We start from the raw sequence: 14,284 nt of genomic DNA, 5'->3' as shown, positions 1-14,284 counted from the left end.
AACCGTATTTTGCCGCATCCGACCGTTATGAATCTCACAGATTTCGATTATCACCTGCCTCCTGACCGGATCGCACAAAGCCCTCTCCAACAACGCGATTCCTCACGACTTTTGGTAGTAGACCGCGGCACCCAGACGTTTCAGCACACCCAATTTTCGCAGATTGGAGAATATTTGCCGGACGCTGCGCTCTTGGTGTTAAACGACACGAAGGTTATACCAGCCCGGTTAATTGGAAACAAAAGTGGTACTGGCGGAAAGATAGAACTCCTTCTTATCCGTGAAAAGGAGACAGATATCTGGGAGACACTCGCAAAACCGCGGCGGAGTCTCCGAATCGGCACACAAATTATATTCGGAAACGGTACTTTAACAGCAGAGGTTCTCGCGAAACCGGATGATGGACACTGCATCGTCCGTTTTAACTACGTGGGAACGTTTTCAGGTATTCTCGCAGAGGTTGGTATGATGCCGCTCCCGCCTTATATTCGCCGCGCGCCGAACGCTGAAGATAAAGTGCGTTATCAATCCGTTTACGCCGCCACTGAAGGCGCGATCGCTGCCCCAACAGCCGGGCTGCATTTTACACAAGAACTGTTGGCGGAATTGAAAAGTAACGGGATAGAAACTGCGACGTTAACACTACACGTCGGACCCGGAACATTCCAACCGGTGAAAGTGGAAGAGATTCAGACCCACAAAATGCACGCTGAATATATCCACCTCACTGAAACAGAAGCAAACCGTATTCGTTTCGCGCGGGAAGCAGGCGTGAAAATTGTCGCCATTGGGACCACAGTGGTACGCGCGCTGGAAAGTGCCGGTACAACCGGAACTGTCCAACCCTACAGCGGTTATAGCGAACTTTTCATCTATCCGGGTCACCGATTTAATGTAGTAGATGCTTTGGTTACTAACTTCCATCTACCGAAATCAACCTTACTGATGCTGGTGAGTGCCTTCGCTGGAAAGGATTTAATGCAGAAAGCGTATCAAGAGGCACTCCAGCACGATTACCGTTTTTACAGTTATGGCGATGCCATGCTGATTCTTTAATAGTTGTTAGTAAAGGAGATTTTTATGGATCAAATAATGGGGCTGCTTGTTCCGTTCATCGCAATGGGTGCTATCATGTACTTCCTATTATGGCGACCGGAACAAGCCAAACGAAAAAAACACCAGAATATGCTGGAGAATCTATCCAAGGGTGATGAAATTGTAACCAATGGTGGATTGCATGGTAAAATTCTGGGTCTGAGTAACGATAAGAACATTATTCTCATCACTGTTGGAGAATTGAACAATCAAGAAGTAAAAGTTCAAATCTCACGCAGTGCTGTCGCTTTTCTCAAAAAGGGTGGCGAACTCATTGAAGGCGAGTAAAACTGTGTCTGTGCTGTTATAAATTGGGTTGTACCCATAACTGGTAGCCACCCCCTTCAGACGTTAGGGATAGGATGTTATCCTGCTCTGAGAGCATTAGGACATCGTTGTTAGACAGCTGCACGCGCGCCGTTCTTTTGTCACCTACGGTGCGCGTGACTTCAAAAACAGCACTCCTGTTTACATCAAGGGATCTATAGAAACAGATCGCCTCTCCCTGTGTAGGTATCACGGGCGTGTCGCTTGTGCTTACATCTGCAATGTTTTCCCATATCCTGAGATGCGTCTCCTGCTCGGGTGCTGTCTCTCCCGCCTCCAGAATCACCGCAGCGGATTCCGAATGGGATTCCACTTTGCAGACTGCGATCTCAACACCCGCCTCTCCTACGAGCATCTCATAAGTTGTGTGATGTGGAATATGCGCCACACATGCCTCACCCTCGAAGACATTTGAACGTTCACCTAAAACGCCGTACGCTTTGTTTCCGTTATGCCCTACCAACAATGTGCAGTGTCCACCCAACGCAATCAGTGCGACTTCAGCATCGTCAGAGTGGTCGAAGAAAGTTGTCTGGGGCGTGAGGGTAAGAATTCCGAAATGGAGTTTGGTGATTCCCATTTCGCCGGGCTTCACAATTTCGGTGTAGCCCTCGGTGGAGGTGTAGTTCTTACGTGCCGACATCGGATTGGAAGTTGGAGAGGCGTTCAACAAGGCTTGCTAACGGCAGTCCGACGACATTGAAGTAGCAGCCCTCAATGCGGTTAACGAAAGCAGCACCTCGTTCTTGGATTCCGTAGGCACCTGCTTTATCCGCTGCTTCACCAGTAGCGACATAATCAGCGATCTCGGTTCTATGCAGCCGCCGAAAATAAACTTGGGTCGTTTCTGCCCAAACAACAGTCTGCGCTGTTGAAGCGTTCACGAGTGCGACACCTGTTATGACCTCATGAGCGGTGCCGCTGAGCTGCGTCAGCATTGTTATAGCGTCTGCATCATCAACAGGTTTTCCGAGAAGCCTTCCATTTAGCGATACCAAGGTATCGGCACCGATAATTACACCTTCGGTGTAGTGTTGCGCGACGGCTCTCGCCTTTAGTAAGGCAAGTTCCTGCGTTATCTCATCCCCTTGCTCGTTTGAAAACGCACTGTGCGGCGGTTCAATGACATCGCTTGGACAGACCTCAAAGGTTAGTCCAATTTGCGATAACAACTGAGCGCGGCGAGGCGACGCAGAGGCTAATACCAGACGCGAGGTGTTTAAGATCGGTTCGCGCGCTTGCATCCTATTTTAGGCAATACCAACATGTATCATCTTCCTCGCGAATTTGCAACAAATTCGCTCGCTTCAATTCCTTGATACCAGTTTCAATCTCCGTTTTAGAAAATCCAATTTTCTGAAGAAGTGGATCGCGTTGGGGAATACTAAACCATTCCGGTTCTTCCGAAGAACGATATTTCTTCTTGAAAACCTCTAACGCGTTATATAGACGTAAGGTTTTGACGGGTAGCCCAACGAGCGGATTAACTTTAACAAAGGATTGAATTGATTCATTAGGCATCGCTTCAGTCCATAAGTAACCAGTATTATTCATACTTTACATAACGTTTTTATTTGAGAATAAGTTACAGAAAAGTGATTTTTATTATTTTTTAAGTATAAGGCATTGCAGCGTGGGGTGCCGTGCCAACTTCAAGACATCGCATTGACAAGGCTCTCACCTTATGCTAAACTTTATCAAATTCTTAACATAGGACAGTGGGATATTGTTTCCGACAGATGAAAATCGTATATCAGGACGTTCCATTCTTCTCGGTATCTGCTTCGTTGTTGCTATATGCTGCATCGTCTCTTATGCGGAATTGGTAATCACCTACATCCAAATCGGGTTTTTGCAGCTGCCACCTGCGGTCATTGGATTGTTCTTTTTTCTGGTATTAGGGAATCGGTTGCTCGAAAAACTGAACAATCGATTCGGATTATCGCCGCGGGAGTTGATGGGCATCTACTGTATGATGCTGGTCGCCTCGATGATCTCATCGCGCGGGGTGATGGAAAAACTCATTCCCGCCCTCATCGCAGTCAACTACTTTACCAATGAAACGAACAGTTGGGATACGCTGTTTTTCCCACACATCAAGCCGTGGTTGATTCCATTTTCGCCAGAACAAAAGGGACAAGCAGCGATTGCAATCAGTTTCTATGAAGGCACCGAGACGGGTGATGTAATTCCGTGGCGTGCCTGGGTAGAGCCGTTGTGCCTCTGGGGTGTGCTTGTTTTTTTAGTTTTCGCAGCGTTTCTCTGCCTCGCAGCAATCCTGCGAAAACAGTGGATTGAAAATGAGAAACTGTCATTTCCATTGGTTTCGCTCCCGCTTGAGTTCGTACACGAGGGACGCGGTTTTCTGCGGAATCGCTTGATGTGGTTAGGGTTTGGATTGCCTGCGCTTATCTTTACCTTAAACGGTCTTCATGAAATCTGGCCCCAAATCCCGAACTTTCCGCTCCGTTACCTACTGAATCAATACTTTACAGAACAGCCCTTCAACGCCATCGCCTACACCCCGATTTTCCTCTCTTTTGCAGCGGTAGGATTTTTCTATCTCCTGCCGACACAACTGCTTTTCAGTCTATGGTTCTTTTTTCTTCTCACGCGGTTCCAAGATGTCGTCGCAGCGATGTTTGGTCTACGGGTAAGCGGGATGCCTCTCTACCCGACCCGACTCTATTTGGGTTACCAAGTCGCAGGTGCTTATGTGGTACTGGTTATTTCGTTTATCTATATGGGATTTCCACATTTCAGAAGCGTGTTTCGGCGAGCGTTTCGTACAAACAAAGTAGATGATACGGCGGAACTCATGCCTTACCGCACGGCAGTTTGGGGACTTATTATGAGTCTGCTTCTTGCGATAGGATGGTGTTACGCAGCAGGACTGAATTTAGGGTTCGCTGCATTCGAGATACTCGTCTATATCGGCATCGTAGCAGTGGTCATGGCGCGTAGTACAGCTGAAGGTGGATTGCTAATGACGGAAACATCGTTTCGACCGATAGATCTCTATCAACTTATTGCAAGCAAAGCAACACTCGGGGCACAGAGCCTTACTACACTCTCGTTCCTTGATGCTATCTTTACTCGCGATCAGCGTGGATTAATTCTAACAGGTTTCTTAGACGGTTTAAAAATCAGAGATCGGGTGGGAATGTCCTATCGTTCACTCTTAGGTGTGTTTGTGTTAGGGAGCACACTCGCATTCTTATGTGCGGCTGCTATCCACTTATGGCTTCCTTATACACACGGTGCAAACTATATGTATAGCTACACCTATCGCGGAAATCCACTTTGGGCTTTCAGAGACAACGTCGCGGCGATGGAGGGATTAGGGGCAGACTTCCGCACAACTGGTGGAATCTTTTTTGGCATCGGTGCGCTCGTGACAACAGGGCTGGTTATCTTGCGGATGTTATACTGGTGGTGGCCCTTGCATCCACTTGGATATGCGCTATCGGCTTCGTGGACACTTATTGTGTTTTGGTTCCCGGTTGTAATTGCCTGGAGCATTAAGACCCCAATCCTACGCTACAGCGGCATTCGGCAGTATCAGCGACTCCGCCCTTTCTTCTTGGGTATGGTCTTTGGGGAATTCAGCATGGCGGTTGTGTGGGTGCTTATCAGTTGGGGCGCAAACGTACCAGCACCGTTTTTTCCGTGGCCGTGAGCGTCGCATTTTATAGGATCACGCAGCACTTCGATTTCGTGCCGTGACTTCCCATGTCTCCCGACAATAGCCATCAGCATCTATGACATAGTAAAACGGATGGAGCGCGACACATGGGCAGATATGTGTTGGACAGACGTAAATTTCCTGTCCAATGGACAGAGGCGTACTGTCCGGAACGTTAATCGCCCAATGTTCCTCATGCTGCTTGTCCACCTCAGCATCATCAATATTCAAGATGATCCCACGTACACCGTCAGGATCTGCAGCGATGGCTTTATGTCCCAAATCAAGGGTAATCCGATTCGGGGTAGGCACGCTAATAATACGACTCAAGAGGAGTGCTGCTGGGGTAAAACCGAGATCGGGGAAGAGGGTCGTGTACCCATGATCATGAAAAATGAAGGTGCCCGGCGATGCCTCGACGCCTGGCGTTTCGGCATAGATAGGGAATGTGGGTGTACCGCCCATCACAATCAGCGGCACTTCAAGTCCTTTGGCAGAGAGCCTATCCTGCATCTCCTCTACTTGGACGAGGCTTTTGTTGCAAGACGCTTGTCTCTCAACTACATCTTCATCGTGGATATGTCCATCATAAACGTGTAGACCCCATGGTTGTAATCCATCCGCCGCTGCAATCTGGGCGTAGAGCTCCACAGCCTCATCACCCACGGGTATCCCTGTGCGATGCATGCCAACATCCAGATCAAGCATAACCTTGACGTTTAAACCGGACATCGCCGCGGCTGACGAAAGTGCTCTCACTGCCTCTGAATGATCAACGACGACCTTGAAATCGGCATGCGGATATGTTTGCTGCAGCGAGACGAAGCGATTGACATTGGGTCCTACCATCTGATAAGCAATCACAATATCCTGTATACCGTTCTGTGCCAGCATTTCTGCTTCGCGCAGGGTAGCGCATTTGTGCTTAAGGATGCCAGCCTCACGCTCCATGGCGATAATCTCTGCGGTTTTATGCGTCTTCGCATGGGGTCTCAGCTTCGAGACATCTCCATCAACAACAGCAATAGCACGTTCAATGTTCTGTTGAACCTGTGCGAGATAAACAACCAGTGATGGACTGGGTATCGTCTCAACGTTCTGAATACGGTATTTTTTATCCATAGTCTCACCTCTTCACTGTTGGGGTCGGTTAAATTGATTCATGACTGTTAGGATATCATCCTTGACGAAGGTTTCGATAGCATCAACTGCTCGATGGATAGTAGATTCGATTTCTATCTCTTCGGTTTGCGAAAATTCCGTGAGAACATAATCGACCAAATCACCAATTGGTTCACCAATGCCGATACGGAGACGCGGAAACTCGTTCGTCCCCAAGTGATGAATAATAGATTTCATCCCTTTCTGTCCGCCGTCACTCCCTTTCTGACGCATCCGCAATATACCGATGTCCAAATGAACGTCATCGTAGACAACACAGAGCTGCGAGAGGGGCACCTCAAACCGATCAACGAGTGCAGCAACGGCTACACCACTGTTATTCATATACGTCATCGGTTTTGCGAGGATAACGGATGTGTCGTGCCACGTTGTCTGCATAACAAGCGATTTGCAGATTGATGTTTGTGTGCGGCGTGAGTTCTGTTGCCTATCTTGCGTTTTTTCGTGGAGGGCATCAATCACGCGAAAACCGACGTTGTGTTTGGTGTTTTGGTAGCGGAGCCCGGGGTTACCGAGTCCAATAATAAGCTTCATTCACAAACCTCAATCCAAAAAATGTAGTGGCTGTGAGAGGTTAAGATGTCCTGCAAGCGTTTTTACTTCGTTTCCATCAATTAGAATCTGAACCTGTTTAATATCATTCGGGAATGCGTCAAAAACGGTTTTAAGAATCGCCATAACGGTTAAACGCTCAGCGGTGGTCCCACCGATATGATCGTCAGTGAGGTGTCTTGAAAAATCTAAGTAGGCGGTCTGATGGCTGTCAATGTAGACTTCATTGAGGAGTGTGCCGCGTGGAACAGGATTTCTAAAGTTAGGCGGTGTTTCTTGAATAAGTGCCTTGACGACTTGCCCTAAACGTTGCGTAAACTCGGCATGAAGCCGCCGTTCAATTTTAACTGGAACAAGCGTGAGAGTCGTTGGGTCAAGAAGAAATAGATTGAGTGGTTGCGGCGGCGGCGGTGTATCTGAAGGATTCGCAGCAACTGGCAACGGCGGTGGGGCAATCGGAATGACCGTCTGCCTCGACTGATTAATCAGAAACAGGGTCAAACCGAGAGAGACGGCGACAACAATAAGCGTTATCACCCAGATGATCAAGAGCCTCGAAAAGCCAGCACTGCTGTTATATTTCACTGTTTTGTCCGTGTTATAGATTATTGGTTTGTTGAAATCAATTGATGCCTTATTGCTCTAATACCGTCGGTAGAACAGATTGATTAGCAGCAGAAACATAGCGTTGGATAGCACGGGTGACGGCTTGTGCAACGCTTGTGATATACTCGGGATTGGAAAGTTGCTCTAAATCCCCAGCATTAGAGAGGTAACCGAGTTCCAAAACAACACCCGGCATATAGATTTCGGATAACGCAATAAGCGGTAGTTCGGTAATCGTGACGGGTATCTCCGTGAGGAAATTGAGTTCTGTTTGCAGGTCAGCTGCGAAATCTCGGCTTTGCTTCAAAAAATTGGCTTGTGCGAGGATTTTTAGTCTCTGTCCCGAAGGTGCTTGCCCGACGTTACTTGGGAATCGGAGTTGTCCTTTAGGGTTGTTGAGATAAATTTTGATACCTTTTTCGTGGGGTGAAAAAGATGCGTTGCAGTGTAGGCTGAGAAAGAGTCTTCCTTGGTTCCGAGTCGCAACTTGAATCCGTTCAAAGTGTGTTTTTTTCGTATCTGTCTGACGAGTGAGGTAAATCTGCATCTCCCGCTGTTCGCTAAGCTGCTGGATCTGTTTTGCGAGTGCGAGGACGACATCTTTTTCAAGGAGTCCGGTGCTGCCTTCGCATCCCGTGTCATCAACACCGCCATGCCCTGGGTCGATGATGATTGCCCAATTCTGAGAACCCGTTACCTCCACAGGGTTCCAAGTCCCTGTAGGTCTCATTTGGACCCTTCTGAGGCTCGGATTGTATATGACTTCAACATCATTGAACATTGGCAGGAGTAGTGTGAAAAAACCGATAGGTACCATCGGTTGTTGCCCGATAATTATTGGTGGTACCGAGAGGGTAACTATCTCTCCACCTGGATCAATGTTAATCGTCGGCTTGTCCATTTGCAAGCGAATCCGCTTGCCTTTCATGCTGAGGGTGAGTCGTTTTCGGGGGTGGTTATACTGATGTGTCATTGCGGGGTCAAAGACCCGTTTCACGGCATCAACAGAAAGGTAAACCGTTTCGTCTCTGAGTTGCGCGGGTACCTCGGCAATCGTCTTTCCATCGGCATCAATAAAGCGGACATTCGATTCTTGGGCAATACCGTTGCCTGTGATCGACCAGATGAGTAGTAGTAAAAAAAGCGCGTAAACAGAGATCCGCATAGCGATTCGCAGCTGAGGTGCCAAGCGTCTGTTCACGCGCATTTCTTGTGGATTCTTTATGTAGCCAACGTTATTCTTCCTCGTCATCGGTTTGCCTACGAGAGATGATCTCTGGTTCCGAAGGCTGTTCTTCAGCATCTTCTTCACCTTCACCTTCACCTTCAGCTGCGGCTGCGGCTTCTTCAGCCTCCAATTCGAGTTGGATCCGTGGCTGGCTTACCGTTGCGATGATCCGATCAGATTCGTCGAGAATCTCAACTTCATCATCAAGGTCTAAATCACGGATATAGATAGCATCGCCTATATCCAATTCACTGACATCAATGGAAATCTCAGTAGGGAGTTGCATAGGCAGGCAGTGAAGAGTCACTTGACGGAGTGGTAATTCGAGAACACCGCCCTCTTCAACACCGGATGGGATGCCGACCATAACGACCGGTACAGATGAGGTCACAGGTTCATCGAGAGAAATTCTGATAAAATCGGCATGGAGGACTTGATGCTTCTCTACCGGGTCGCGTTGAATTTCTTTGATAATGACAGTTTCGGGATCACTCTCACCGATTTCCATATTAATGATAACGTTTTCACCATACGTACGTAGGAATTGTTTGAAGGTCCGCGCGCTGAGTTGAATCGCTAAGGTGTCTTGCGAGCGTCCATATAAAACGGCTGGAACTCCGCCTTCGCGCCGGATTGCCCGCGCACTTTGCTTCCCGAAAGCGTCGCGCGGTTGGACCTCTAATTTTGCTTGTTGCATTTTTTCCCGTCCATTTTAAGGGTTATCGCTAAAAAAGGAGACAGGGCGGGTAGGATTCGAACCTACGCATGCAGGTTCCAAAGACCTGTGCCTTACCGCTTGGCCACCGCCCTTTAAGTCATCAATATACGGACACACCAGCAGGGCTGGTTACCGTAGATGTGCAAAAACTGACTCGGTTTTTGAAGTGTAATTCGCTCTGGCATGCGGCATCCGTATCATGCATTACAGCGAACACCGTAGCACCACTCCCGGACATCAACGCGCCATAACATCCAGCCTGCGTAGATAGCTCGTTTTTTAGCGCGCAAACTTCGGGATACTCGGAAAAGACCGGGCCCTCAAGACGGTTATAAAGGTTTTTTCCGATGCCAACAATATTACTCTTCTCCATACAAGTCTTTATAATTATACAGGCTTTTTCAGGTGTTGTCAAGGAAAAATTTAGTTTTTTAAACACAGCTGCGGTCAAAACTTCAACACCTGGGTTTAAAAGGATGAGCGACACATTAGAAAGCGCGGGGAGGGTTGTGAGCTGATCGCCGATGCCGAGCCCCAACGCCGCACCACCGTGCAAACAAAAAGGAACGTCTGCACCCAACCGTCCGCCAAGACGCATCAACACGTCCTGTGTGAAACCGAGTTCAAAGAGTTGATTCACACCGTGAAGAACGGCGGCAGCGTTCGCGCTTCCACCTGCGAGACCTGCTGCGACTGGAATCCGCTTGTAAATGTCAATTGCGACACCGCCGATACCACCGACTTCATCACTGAGGCATTGCGCCGCACGGTACACCAGATTTCGGGAATCAGATGGTACGCCCGGATGTTCACAGCGAATCGCTATACCCTTCTTATCTTGTTTGCGAATGACGACATCATCGTGCAAGTCGATTGAGTGAAAGATCGTCTCGAGGTCGTGATAGCCGTCTTCACGTTTTCCGACCACATCCAGATAGAGATTGATTTTAGCATGAGCGCGCAGGCGTATGTCTTGCACGATTCTTGTCTATTGCTCTGTTAATTCTGACAGAGGGATAATCTCAATGTCTTCACCGAGAAAGGGTTCAACATCGAATTTACTGTCCTTAATCTCGACATTCAGTTCAACATTCGCGATTTTCACAGCAACGCGTGTCTGGTCAAGGGGACGTTCAATCTCGACCTTGTGAGGTTGGAGGATACCACTCACTGGACGATAGTCAGAAAAAGCGGCACGCTGCTGGAGCGTCCCGTTCTCATCGTGGATGTGCCACTCCGTAACCCGAGGCTCACCGTCCCGAATAAAGAGTGTAACGGTCTCTACGTGGCCCTCTTGCACACCGGGACGTGCGATAACAAACTTTACCCCCGAACTTTCGACCGAGATAAATTCGTCGGTGCGTCCGTCAAGGAATGGATTGGCGAAAATAGCACTCAACACATCTGACACGCGTAGATCCACGCCGAAAATTTCTCGTAAAGCACCGTCGGACAGTGGACCGAGGTACGCTTTTTGTTCGTTCAGAAGGCGAAGCAGAAACTGGTTCTCGTCCTGATTGGCAATTGCGACACCTCGCGGTTCATTCATCGGTCCTAACGCTTGGATCTGGAGCAATTCCCCACCGTTCTCGGATTTTTTATACCACAACAACTCACGGATTTCCTCGCTTCGATCCCCCTCTTCAATCGTTACCATCATCCGCGTTATTTTCAAGGAGCCGGTCAGATCGTATCTGGCTTGCAGTGTGTTGAGAATACTGTCTAATTCGGCACGTGTCGCGGGTGATAACTGGACTGTGGCAGTAGGACCAACGCATCCAAGAATAATAACTGTGAGGAGAAGACAGAACACAGGAAACTTATGCAAGTCGGAGCAAAACGTCTTCCGTTTTTCACGTGGTAGGTGCGGTTTGAAACCGCACCTACAGATTAATCGTACAAAGCAAAATGCTCGGAAAACATTATAGGATGAAGAAACCTGAATCGCGGGTCTGGTGTATCGCATCTAAAGGACTTCCGACATCGATTTCTCAACAATACCCACAGCCTCTTCAACATGGTTGTTGTTGATATTAAGAGGCGGTAAGAAGCGGAGGACATAATCGTTGGTACATATTGTGACGAGTCCGTTCTCAATACACTGCGCTGCGAGGGGTTTGGCATCAACATCCATGACCAAGCCGCGGAGCAAGCCTTTCCCACGGACCTCTTTGACTGGATACTTACCTTTGAGCTCCATGAGTCCACCGGCAAGGTAATTTCCCATCTTGACGGCGTTCACGGCGAGATTCTCTTCCAAGATGGTTCTGACGGTTGTCGCTGCCGCTGCGGTAACCAATGGGTTCCCACCAAACGTCGCCGCATGCGTGCCGGGGACAAAACTCTCTGCTATGTGCCGTTTCGCCAACATTGCGCCGATTGGCACGCCACTACCGAGTGCTTTTGCCATTGTAATCACATCCGGCACAACCCCATAACTCTGATAACCGAAGAAGGTGCCCAAACGCCCCATTGCGGTCTGAACCTCGTCAAAAATTAGCAACAGTTCATGTTTGTCACACAATTCGCGTAAGCCTTGCAAGTAATCGGCACTCGGCATATTAACGCCGCCTTCGGATTGAATCGGTTCGACTAAAATAGCACAAGTCTTTGAACTGATAGCGGCTTCGGTTGCTTCGAGATCGTCGAAAGGAACATACTTGAAACCCTCAAGCATCGGTTCAAATCCGACGTGATATTTCGGCTGCGCGGTGGCGGTGATTGTTGCCATCGTCCGTCCGTGGAACGAATTCTCCATTGTGATAATTTCATAGGCATCTGTTCTACCGCTGTCTTTGGCGTATTTCCGCGCTAACTTAATCGCGGCTTCATTCGCTTCGGCACCGCTATTACAGAAGAAACACTGATCCATGTCGGAGTTGTCGATAAGCAGTTTTGCGAGTTCCGCTTGGGGCTGTATGTAGTAGAGATTGGACGTGTGCAGGAGTTTACCTGCCTGCTCACGAATTGCTTCGACGACCTTCGGGTGGCAATGTCCTAAGCCGTTAACGGCGAGCCCACCGAGGAAGTCGAGGTATTTTTTACCGTCGGCATCCCACAAGTAGGGTCCCTCGCCTTTAACGAACGCTAAATTTCTGTCGCCGTAGGTATTGATGATATATTCAGTCGCCATCTGTTTAATTTCTGCTGTTGTCATTCAATTTTCTCCTTCGTTGTTAGTATGTACTTTTCGGACCGGTGCGGTTGGAAACCGCACCTACCTCAGTTGGGTATGTACACTTTTCGGACCGGTGCGGTTGGAAACCGCACCTACCTCAGTTGGGTATGTACACTTTTCGGACCGGTGCGGTTGGAATGCACGTCGCATTTGGGCGAGTACGCCGCAAAACCGCACCTACCTCAGTTGGGATGGATAATCACCAGTTTGTGTAGGCACCGTCATCGCGTTGGTAGCCAGTCGGGGGTCCGTAGTCCTGTGTTGTGACGTTGATGAGTGCGTCTTCGTTGAACTCAATGCCGAGTCCCGGACGTTCCGGGGGTAGGAGATACCCTGATTCAAATGGAACTTGTACGGGGAACACATCGGTCAGTGAAGACATCGGGGCCCGGGGGAGTTCCTGCACACCGACAAGCGGTGATGCGAGACAGAGTTGCAGGCACGCCGCAGCGGATACGGGTCCCAACGGGTTATGTGGTACGACATAGATGTAATGTGTTTCGCACCATCCTACGATTTTACGCGCCTCTGTCAAGCCCCCAGCAATGCACAGATCGACGCGGCAGTAATCCATGAGTTCTTCCTCAATAACCTCTCGGAAGGTCCATTTGCTGTCAAATTGTTCACCAACGGCAAGTGGCACCGAGGTCTGCTGTCGAAGGCGTCTGAGGCTGGCGGGGTTCTCGGCTCGCAGCGGGTCCTCAATGAAAAACGGATTGTATTGTGCGACCTTGTTACAAAAATCGAGGCTGTCTGCTGGATCGAGGCGGGTATGCACGTCAATTAGTATGTTGAGGTCATCGCCGAGTGCTTGACGAACGGCTTGCACCTGATTAAGACAGTTTTGGATGGCGCGTCTGGGTTCAAACCTTCCCGTGTCAGCGTTGTCATTCACGCTCCACCGGACGAACTTCCAACCGGCTTCATAGGTTTGCCGACAACTCTCGACGATTGCATCAATTGAGCCGCCGCCGTTATGTGGATAGCAGACGACCTTGTCCCTCGTGCGACCACCGAGAAGTTCATAGACGGGAACGTTGAGTGCTTTTCCTTTGATGTCCCAGAGTGCGATATCTACGGCACTTACTGCGGCGGACTGGACGACGCCGCCTGGGAAAAAGCCGCCTCGGAACATGACTTGCCACAGATGCTCAATCCGAAACGGATCCTCACCGATAAGAAAGGGTTCAAATGAACGGATGACTTCGGCTAAGGCGAGTGAACGACGGCGTAGTCCTCCCTCACCGACGCCGTAGATACCGGCATCGGTTTCGACTTTCACAAAGAAATGTCCACTTTCTGAAACAAAAGATTTGACCTTCGTAATTTTCATTTTGTACTCTCAATCTGTGATTTTTGATGAACTCACCCTAAGATTCAAAGCGGGTGAAAGCAATAATTTAATCTTTTGTGGCGGTTCGCACAACTATACCAAGCGTCAGAAGAAACGCCACAAATACACTGACTACGAACCATTCCATCACAATTCCTCCAATTTATCAATCTTTCGTTTCGCAACACTATTTATCCAAATGATCGCTAACATAATCAGAAATGCCGCGACTCCACCGATTACAAGAAGGAGCCTTTGCCCTTTTCCATAATTCTCAACTAACCAAGCCATGAGAGAAAGGACAGTAGCGATGAAAATGGCAAAGACCACCTTTAACCAACCAATTTCCTCCTTAACCTTATCAATATGTGCCATAGTTA

The 14,284-nt window shown here is 48.7% G+C and carries 16 protein-coding genes and 1 tRNA gene; 3 read left to right on the top strand and 14 right to left on the bottom strand.

The features are described from left to right. The first annotated feature begins 27 nt into the window (after positions 1 to 27). Complete coding sequence (gene queA / locus OXN25_01090; protein MDE0423441.1) at positions 28 to 1,056, top strand: tRNA preQ1(34) S-adenosylmethionine ribosyltransferase-isomerase QueA; 1,029 nt, start codon at positions 28 to 30, stop codon at positions 1,054 to 1,056. Positions 1,057 to 1,080: 24 nt separating this feature from the next. Further along, on the top strand, positions 1,081 to 1,383 hold the full coding sequence (gene yajC / locus OXN25_01085; GenBank protein MDE0423440.1) for a preprotein translocase subunit YajC: 303 nt from the start codon (positions 1,081 to 1,083) through the stop codon (positions 1,381 to 1,383). Between the two features lie 16 nt (positions 1,384 to 1,399). Here the strand turns inward: yajC and OXN25_01080 are convergent, their stop codons facing one another. Genes OXN25_01080 through OXN25_01070 form a run of 3 tightly spaced genes read right to left on the bottom strand, consistent with a single transcriptional unit; the run spans position 1,400 to position 2,943 of the window. Further along, complete coding sequence (locus OXN25_01080; GenBank protein MDE0423439.1) at positions 1,400 to 2,092, bottom strand: 5-deoxy-glucuronate isomerase; 693 nt, start codon at positions 2,090 to 2,092, stop codon at positions 1,400 to 1,402. Beyond that, positions 2,052 to 2,666 (bottom strand): Maf family protein, encoded by a 615-nt coding sequence (locus tag OXN25_01075; protein MDE0423438.1) that lies wholly within the window; start codon positions 2,664 to 2,666, stop codon positions 2,052 to 2,054. Before OXN25_01075 ends, OXN25_01080 begins: the two co-directional genes overlap by 41 nt. A 1-nt stretch (position 2,667) precedes the next feature. Then, positions 2,668 to 2,943 carry a hypothetical protein gene (locus OXN25_01070; protein ID MDE0423437.1) on the bottom strand — a complete coding sequence of 92 codons (276 nt, stop codon included), beginning with the start codon at positions 2,941 to 2,943 and terminating at the stop codon, positions 2,668 to 2,670. 205 nt (positions 2,944 to 3,148) lie between these two features. Between OXN25_01070 and OXN25_01065 the strand changes: the two genes are divergently transcribed. After that, on the top strand, positions 3,149 to 5,101 hold the full coding sequence (locus OXN25_01065) for a hypothetical protein (protein MDE0423436.1): 1,953 nt from the start codon (positions 3,149 to 3,151) through the stop codon (positions 5,099 to 5,101). A gap of 18 nt (positions 5,102 to 5,119) precedes the next feature. Here the strand turns inward: OXN25_01065 and OXN25_01060 are convergent, their stop codons facing one another. From OXN25_01060 to OXN25_01010, 11 genes are all read right to left on the bottom strand, one after another. Continuing rightward, on the bottom strand, positions 5,120 to 6,229 hold the full coding sequence (locus tag OXN25_01060) for a D-TA family PLP-dependent enzyme (protein MDE0423435.1): 1,110 nt from the start codon (positions 6,227 to 6,229) through the stop codon (positions 5,120 to 5,122). A 12-nt stretch (positions 6,230 to 6,241) separates the two neighbouring features. Beyond that, on the bottom strand, positions 6,242 to 6,823 hold the full coding sequence (gene pth / locus OXN25_01055; protein ID MDE0423434.1) for an aminoacyl-tRNA hydrolase: 582 nt from the start codon (positions 6,821 to 6,823) through the stop codon (positions 6,242 to 6,244). 9 nt (positions 6,824 to 6,832) lie between these two features. Further along, entirely contained in the window at positions 6,833 to 7,426 is a 594-nt protein-coding gene (locus OXN25_01050; GenBank protein MDE0423433.1) for a GerMN domain-containing protein, read from the bottom strand. A 49-nt stretch (positions 7,427 to 7,475) separates the two neighbouring features. Continuing rightward, positions 7,476 to 8,699 (bottom strand): N-acetylmuramoyl-L-alanine amidase, encoded by a 1,224-nt coding sequence (locus tag OXN25_01045; protein MDE0423432.1) that lies wholly within the window; start codon positions 8,697 to 8,699, stop codon positions 7,476 to 7,478. Beyond that, complete coding sequence (locus OXN25_01040; GenBank protein ID MDE0423431.1) at positions 8,683 to 9,372, bottom strand: 50S ribosomal protein L25; 690 nt, start codon at positions 9,370 to 9,372, stop codon at positions 8,683 to 8,685. The genes OXN25_01045 and OXN25_01040 overlap by 17 nt, the downstream gene beginning before the upstream one ends. A gap of 41 nt (positions 9,373 to 9,413) precedes the next feature. After that, positions 9,414 to 9,485, bottom strand: a tRNA-Gln gene (locus OXN25_01035). Positions 9,486 to 9,493: 8 nt separating this feature from the next. After that, positions 9,494 to 10,372: a 4-(cytidine 5'-diphospho)-2-C-methyl-D-erythritol kinase gene (ispE, locus tag OXN25_01030; protein MDE0423430.1), complete on the bottom strand. Its 879-nt coding sequence runs from the start codon at positions 10,370 to 10,372 to the stop codon at positions 9,494 to 9,496. Positions 10,373 to 10,381: 9 nt separating this feature from the next. Beyond that, on the bottom strand, positions 10,382 to 11,359 hold the full coding sequence (locus OXN25_01025) for a hypothetical protein (GenBank protein MDE0423429.1): 978 nt from the start codon (positions 11,357 to 11,359) through the stop codon (positions 10,382 to 10,384). Beyond that, a complete protein-coding gene (locus tag OXN25_01020; GenBank protein MDE0423428.1) occupies positions 11,360 to 12,550 on the bottom strand; it encodes an aspartate aminotransferase family protein in 1,191 nt (396 codons plus the stop codon). A 220-nt stretch (positions 12,551 to 12,770) separates the two neighbouring features. Beyond that, entirely contained in the window at positions 12,771 to 13,904 is a 1,134-nt protein-coding gene (gene dgoD / locus OXN25_01015) for a galactonate dehydratase (GenBank protein ID MDE0423427.1), read from the bottom strand. Between the two features lie 147 nt (positions 13,905 to 14,051). Next, positions 14,052 to 14,279, bottom strand: coding sequence for a hypothetical protein (locus tag OXN25_01010; GenBank protein ID MDE0423426.1), 228 nt, complete (start codon positions 14,277 to 14,279; stop codon positions 14,052 to 14,054). Positions 14,280 to 14,284: the final 5 nt, after the last annotated feature.

The sequence above is a fragment of the Candidatus Poribacteria bacterium genome, assembly GCA_028820845.1.
Classification (GTDB): domain Bacteria; phylum Poribacteria; class WGA-4E; order WGA-4E; family WGA-3G; genus WGA-3G.
Note: the sequence above shows the minus strand (reverse complement) of the source record. Positions and strands in the feature narration are given on the sequence as shown.

Bases quoted from the DNA above. Each gene is read 5' to 3' on its own strand.
- queA (MDE0423441.1), top strand. From the start codon at position 28: ATGAATCTCACAGATTTCGATTATCACCTGCCTCCTGACCGGATCGCA.
- yajC (MDE0423440.1), top strand. From the start codon at position 1,081: ATGGATCAAATAATGGGGCTGCTTGTTCCGTTCATCGCAATGGGTGCT.
- OXN25_01075 (MDE0423438.1), bottom strand. From the start codon at position 2,666: ATGCAAGCGCGCGAACCGATCTTAAACACCTCGCGTCTGGTATTAGCC.
- OXN25_01070 (MDE0423437.1), bottom strand. From the start codon at position 2,943: ATGCCTAATGAATCAATTCAATCCTTTGTTAAAGTTAATCCGCTCGTT.
- OXN25_01060 (MDE0423435.1), bottom strand. From the start codon at position 6,229: ATGGATAAAAAATACCGTATTCAGAACGTTGAGACGATACCCAGTCCA.
- pth (MDE0423434.1), bottom strand. From the start codon at position 6,823: ATGAAGCTTATTATTGGACTCGGTAACCCCGGGCTCCGCTACCAAAAC.
- OXN25_01045 (MDE0423432.1), bottom strand. From the start codon at position 8,699: ATGACGAGGAAGAATAACGTTGGCTACATAAAGAATCCACAAGAAATG.
- OXN25_01040 (MDE0423431.1), bottom strand. From the start codon at position 9,372: ATGCAACAAGCAAAATTAGAGGTCCAACCGCGCGACGCTTTCGGGAAG.
- OXN25_01025 (MDE0423429.1), bottom strand. From the start codon at position 11,359: ATGCGATACACCAGACCCGCGATTCAGGTTTCTTCATCCTATAATGTT.
- OXN25_01020 (MDE0423428.1), bottom strand. From the start codon at position 12,550: ATGACAACAGCAGAAATTAAACAGATGGCGACTGAATATATCATCAAT.
- dgoD (MDE0423427.1), bottom strand. From the start codon at position 13,904: ATGAAAATTACGAAGGTCAAATCTTTTGTTTCAGAAAGTGGACATTTC.
- OXN25_01010 (MDE0423426.1), bottom strand. From the start codon at position 14,279: ATGGCACATATTGATAAGGTTAAGGAGGAAATTGGTTGGTTAAAGGTG.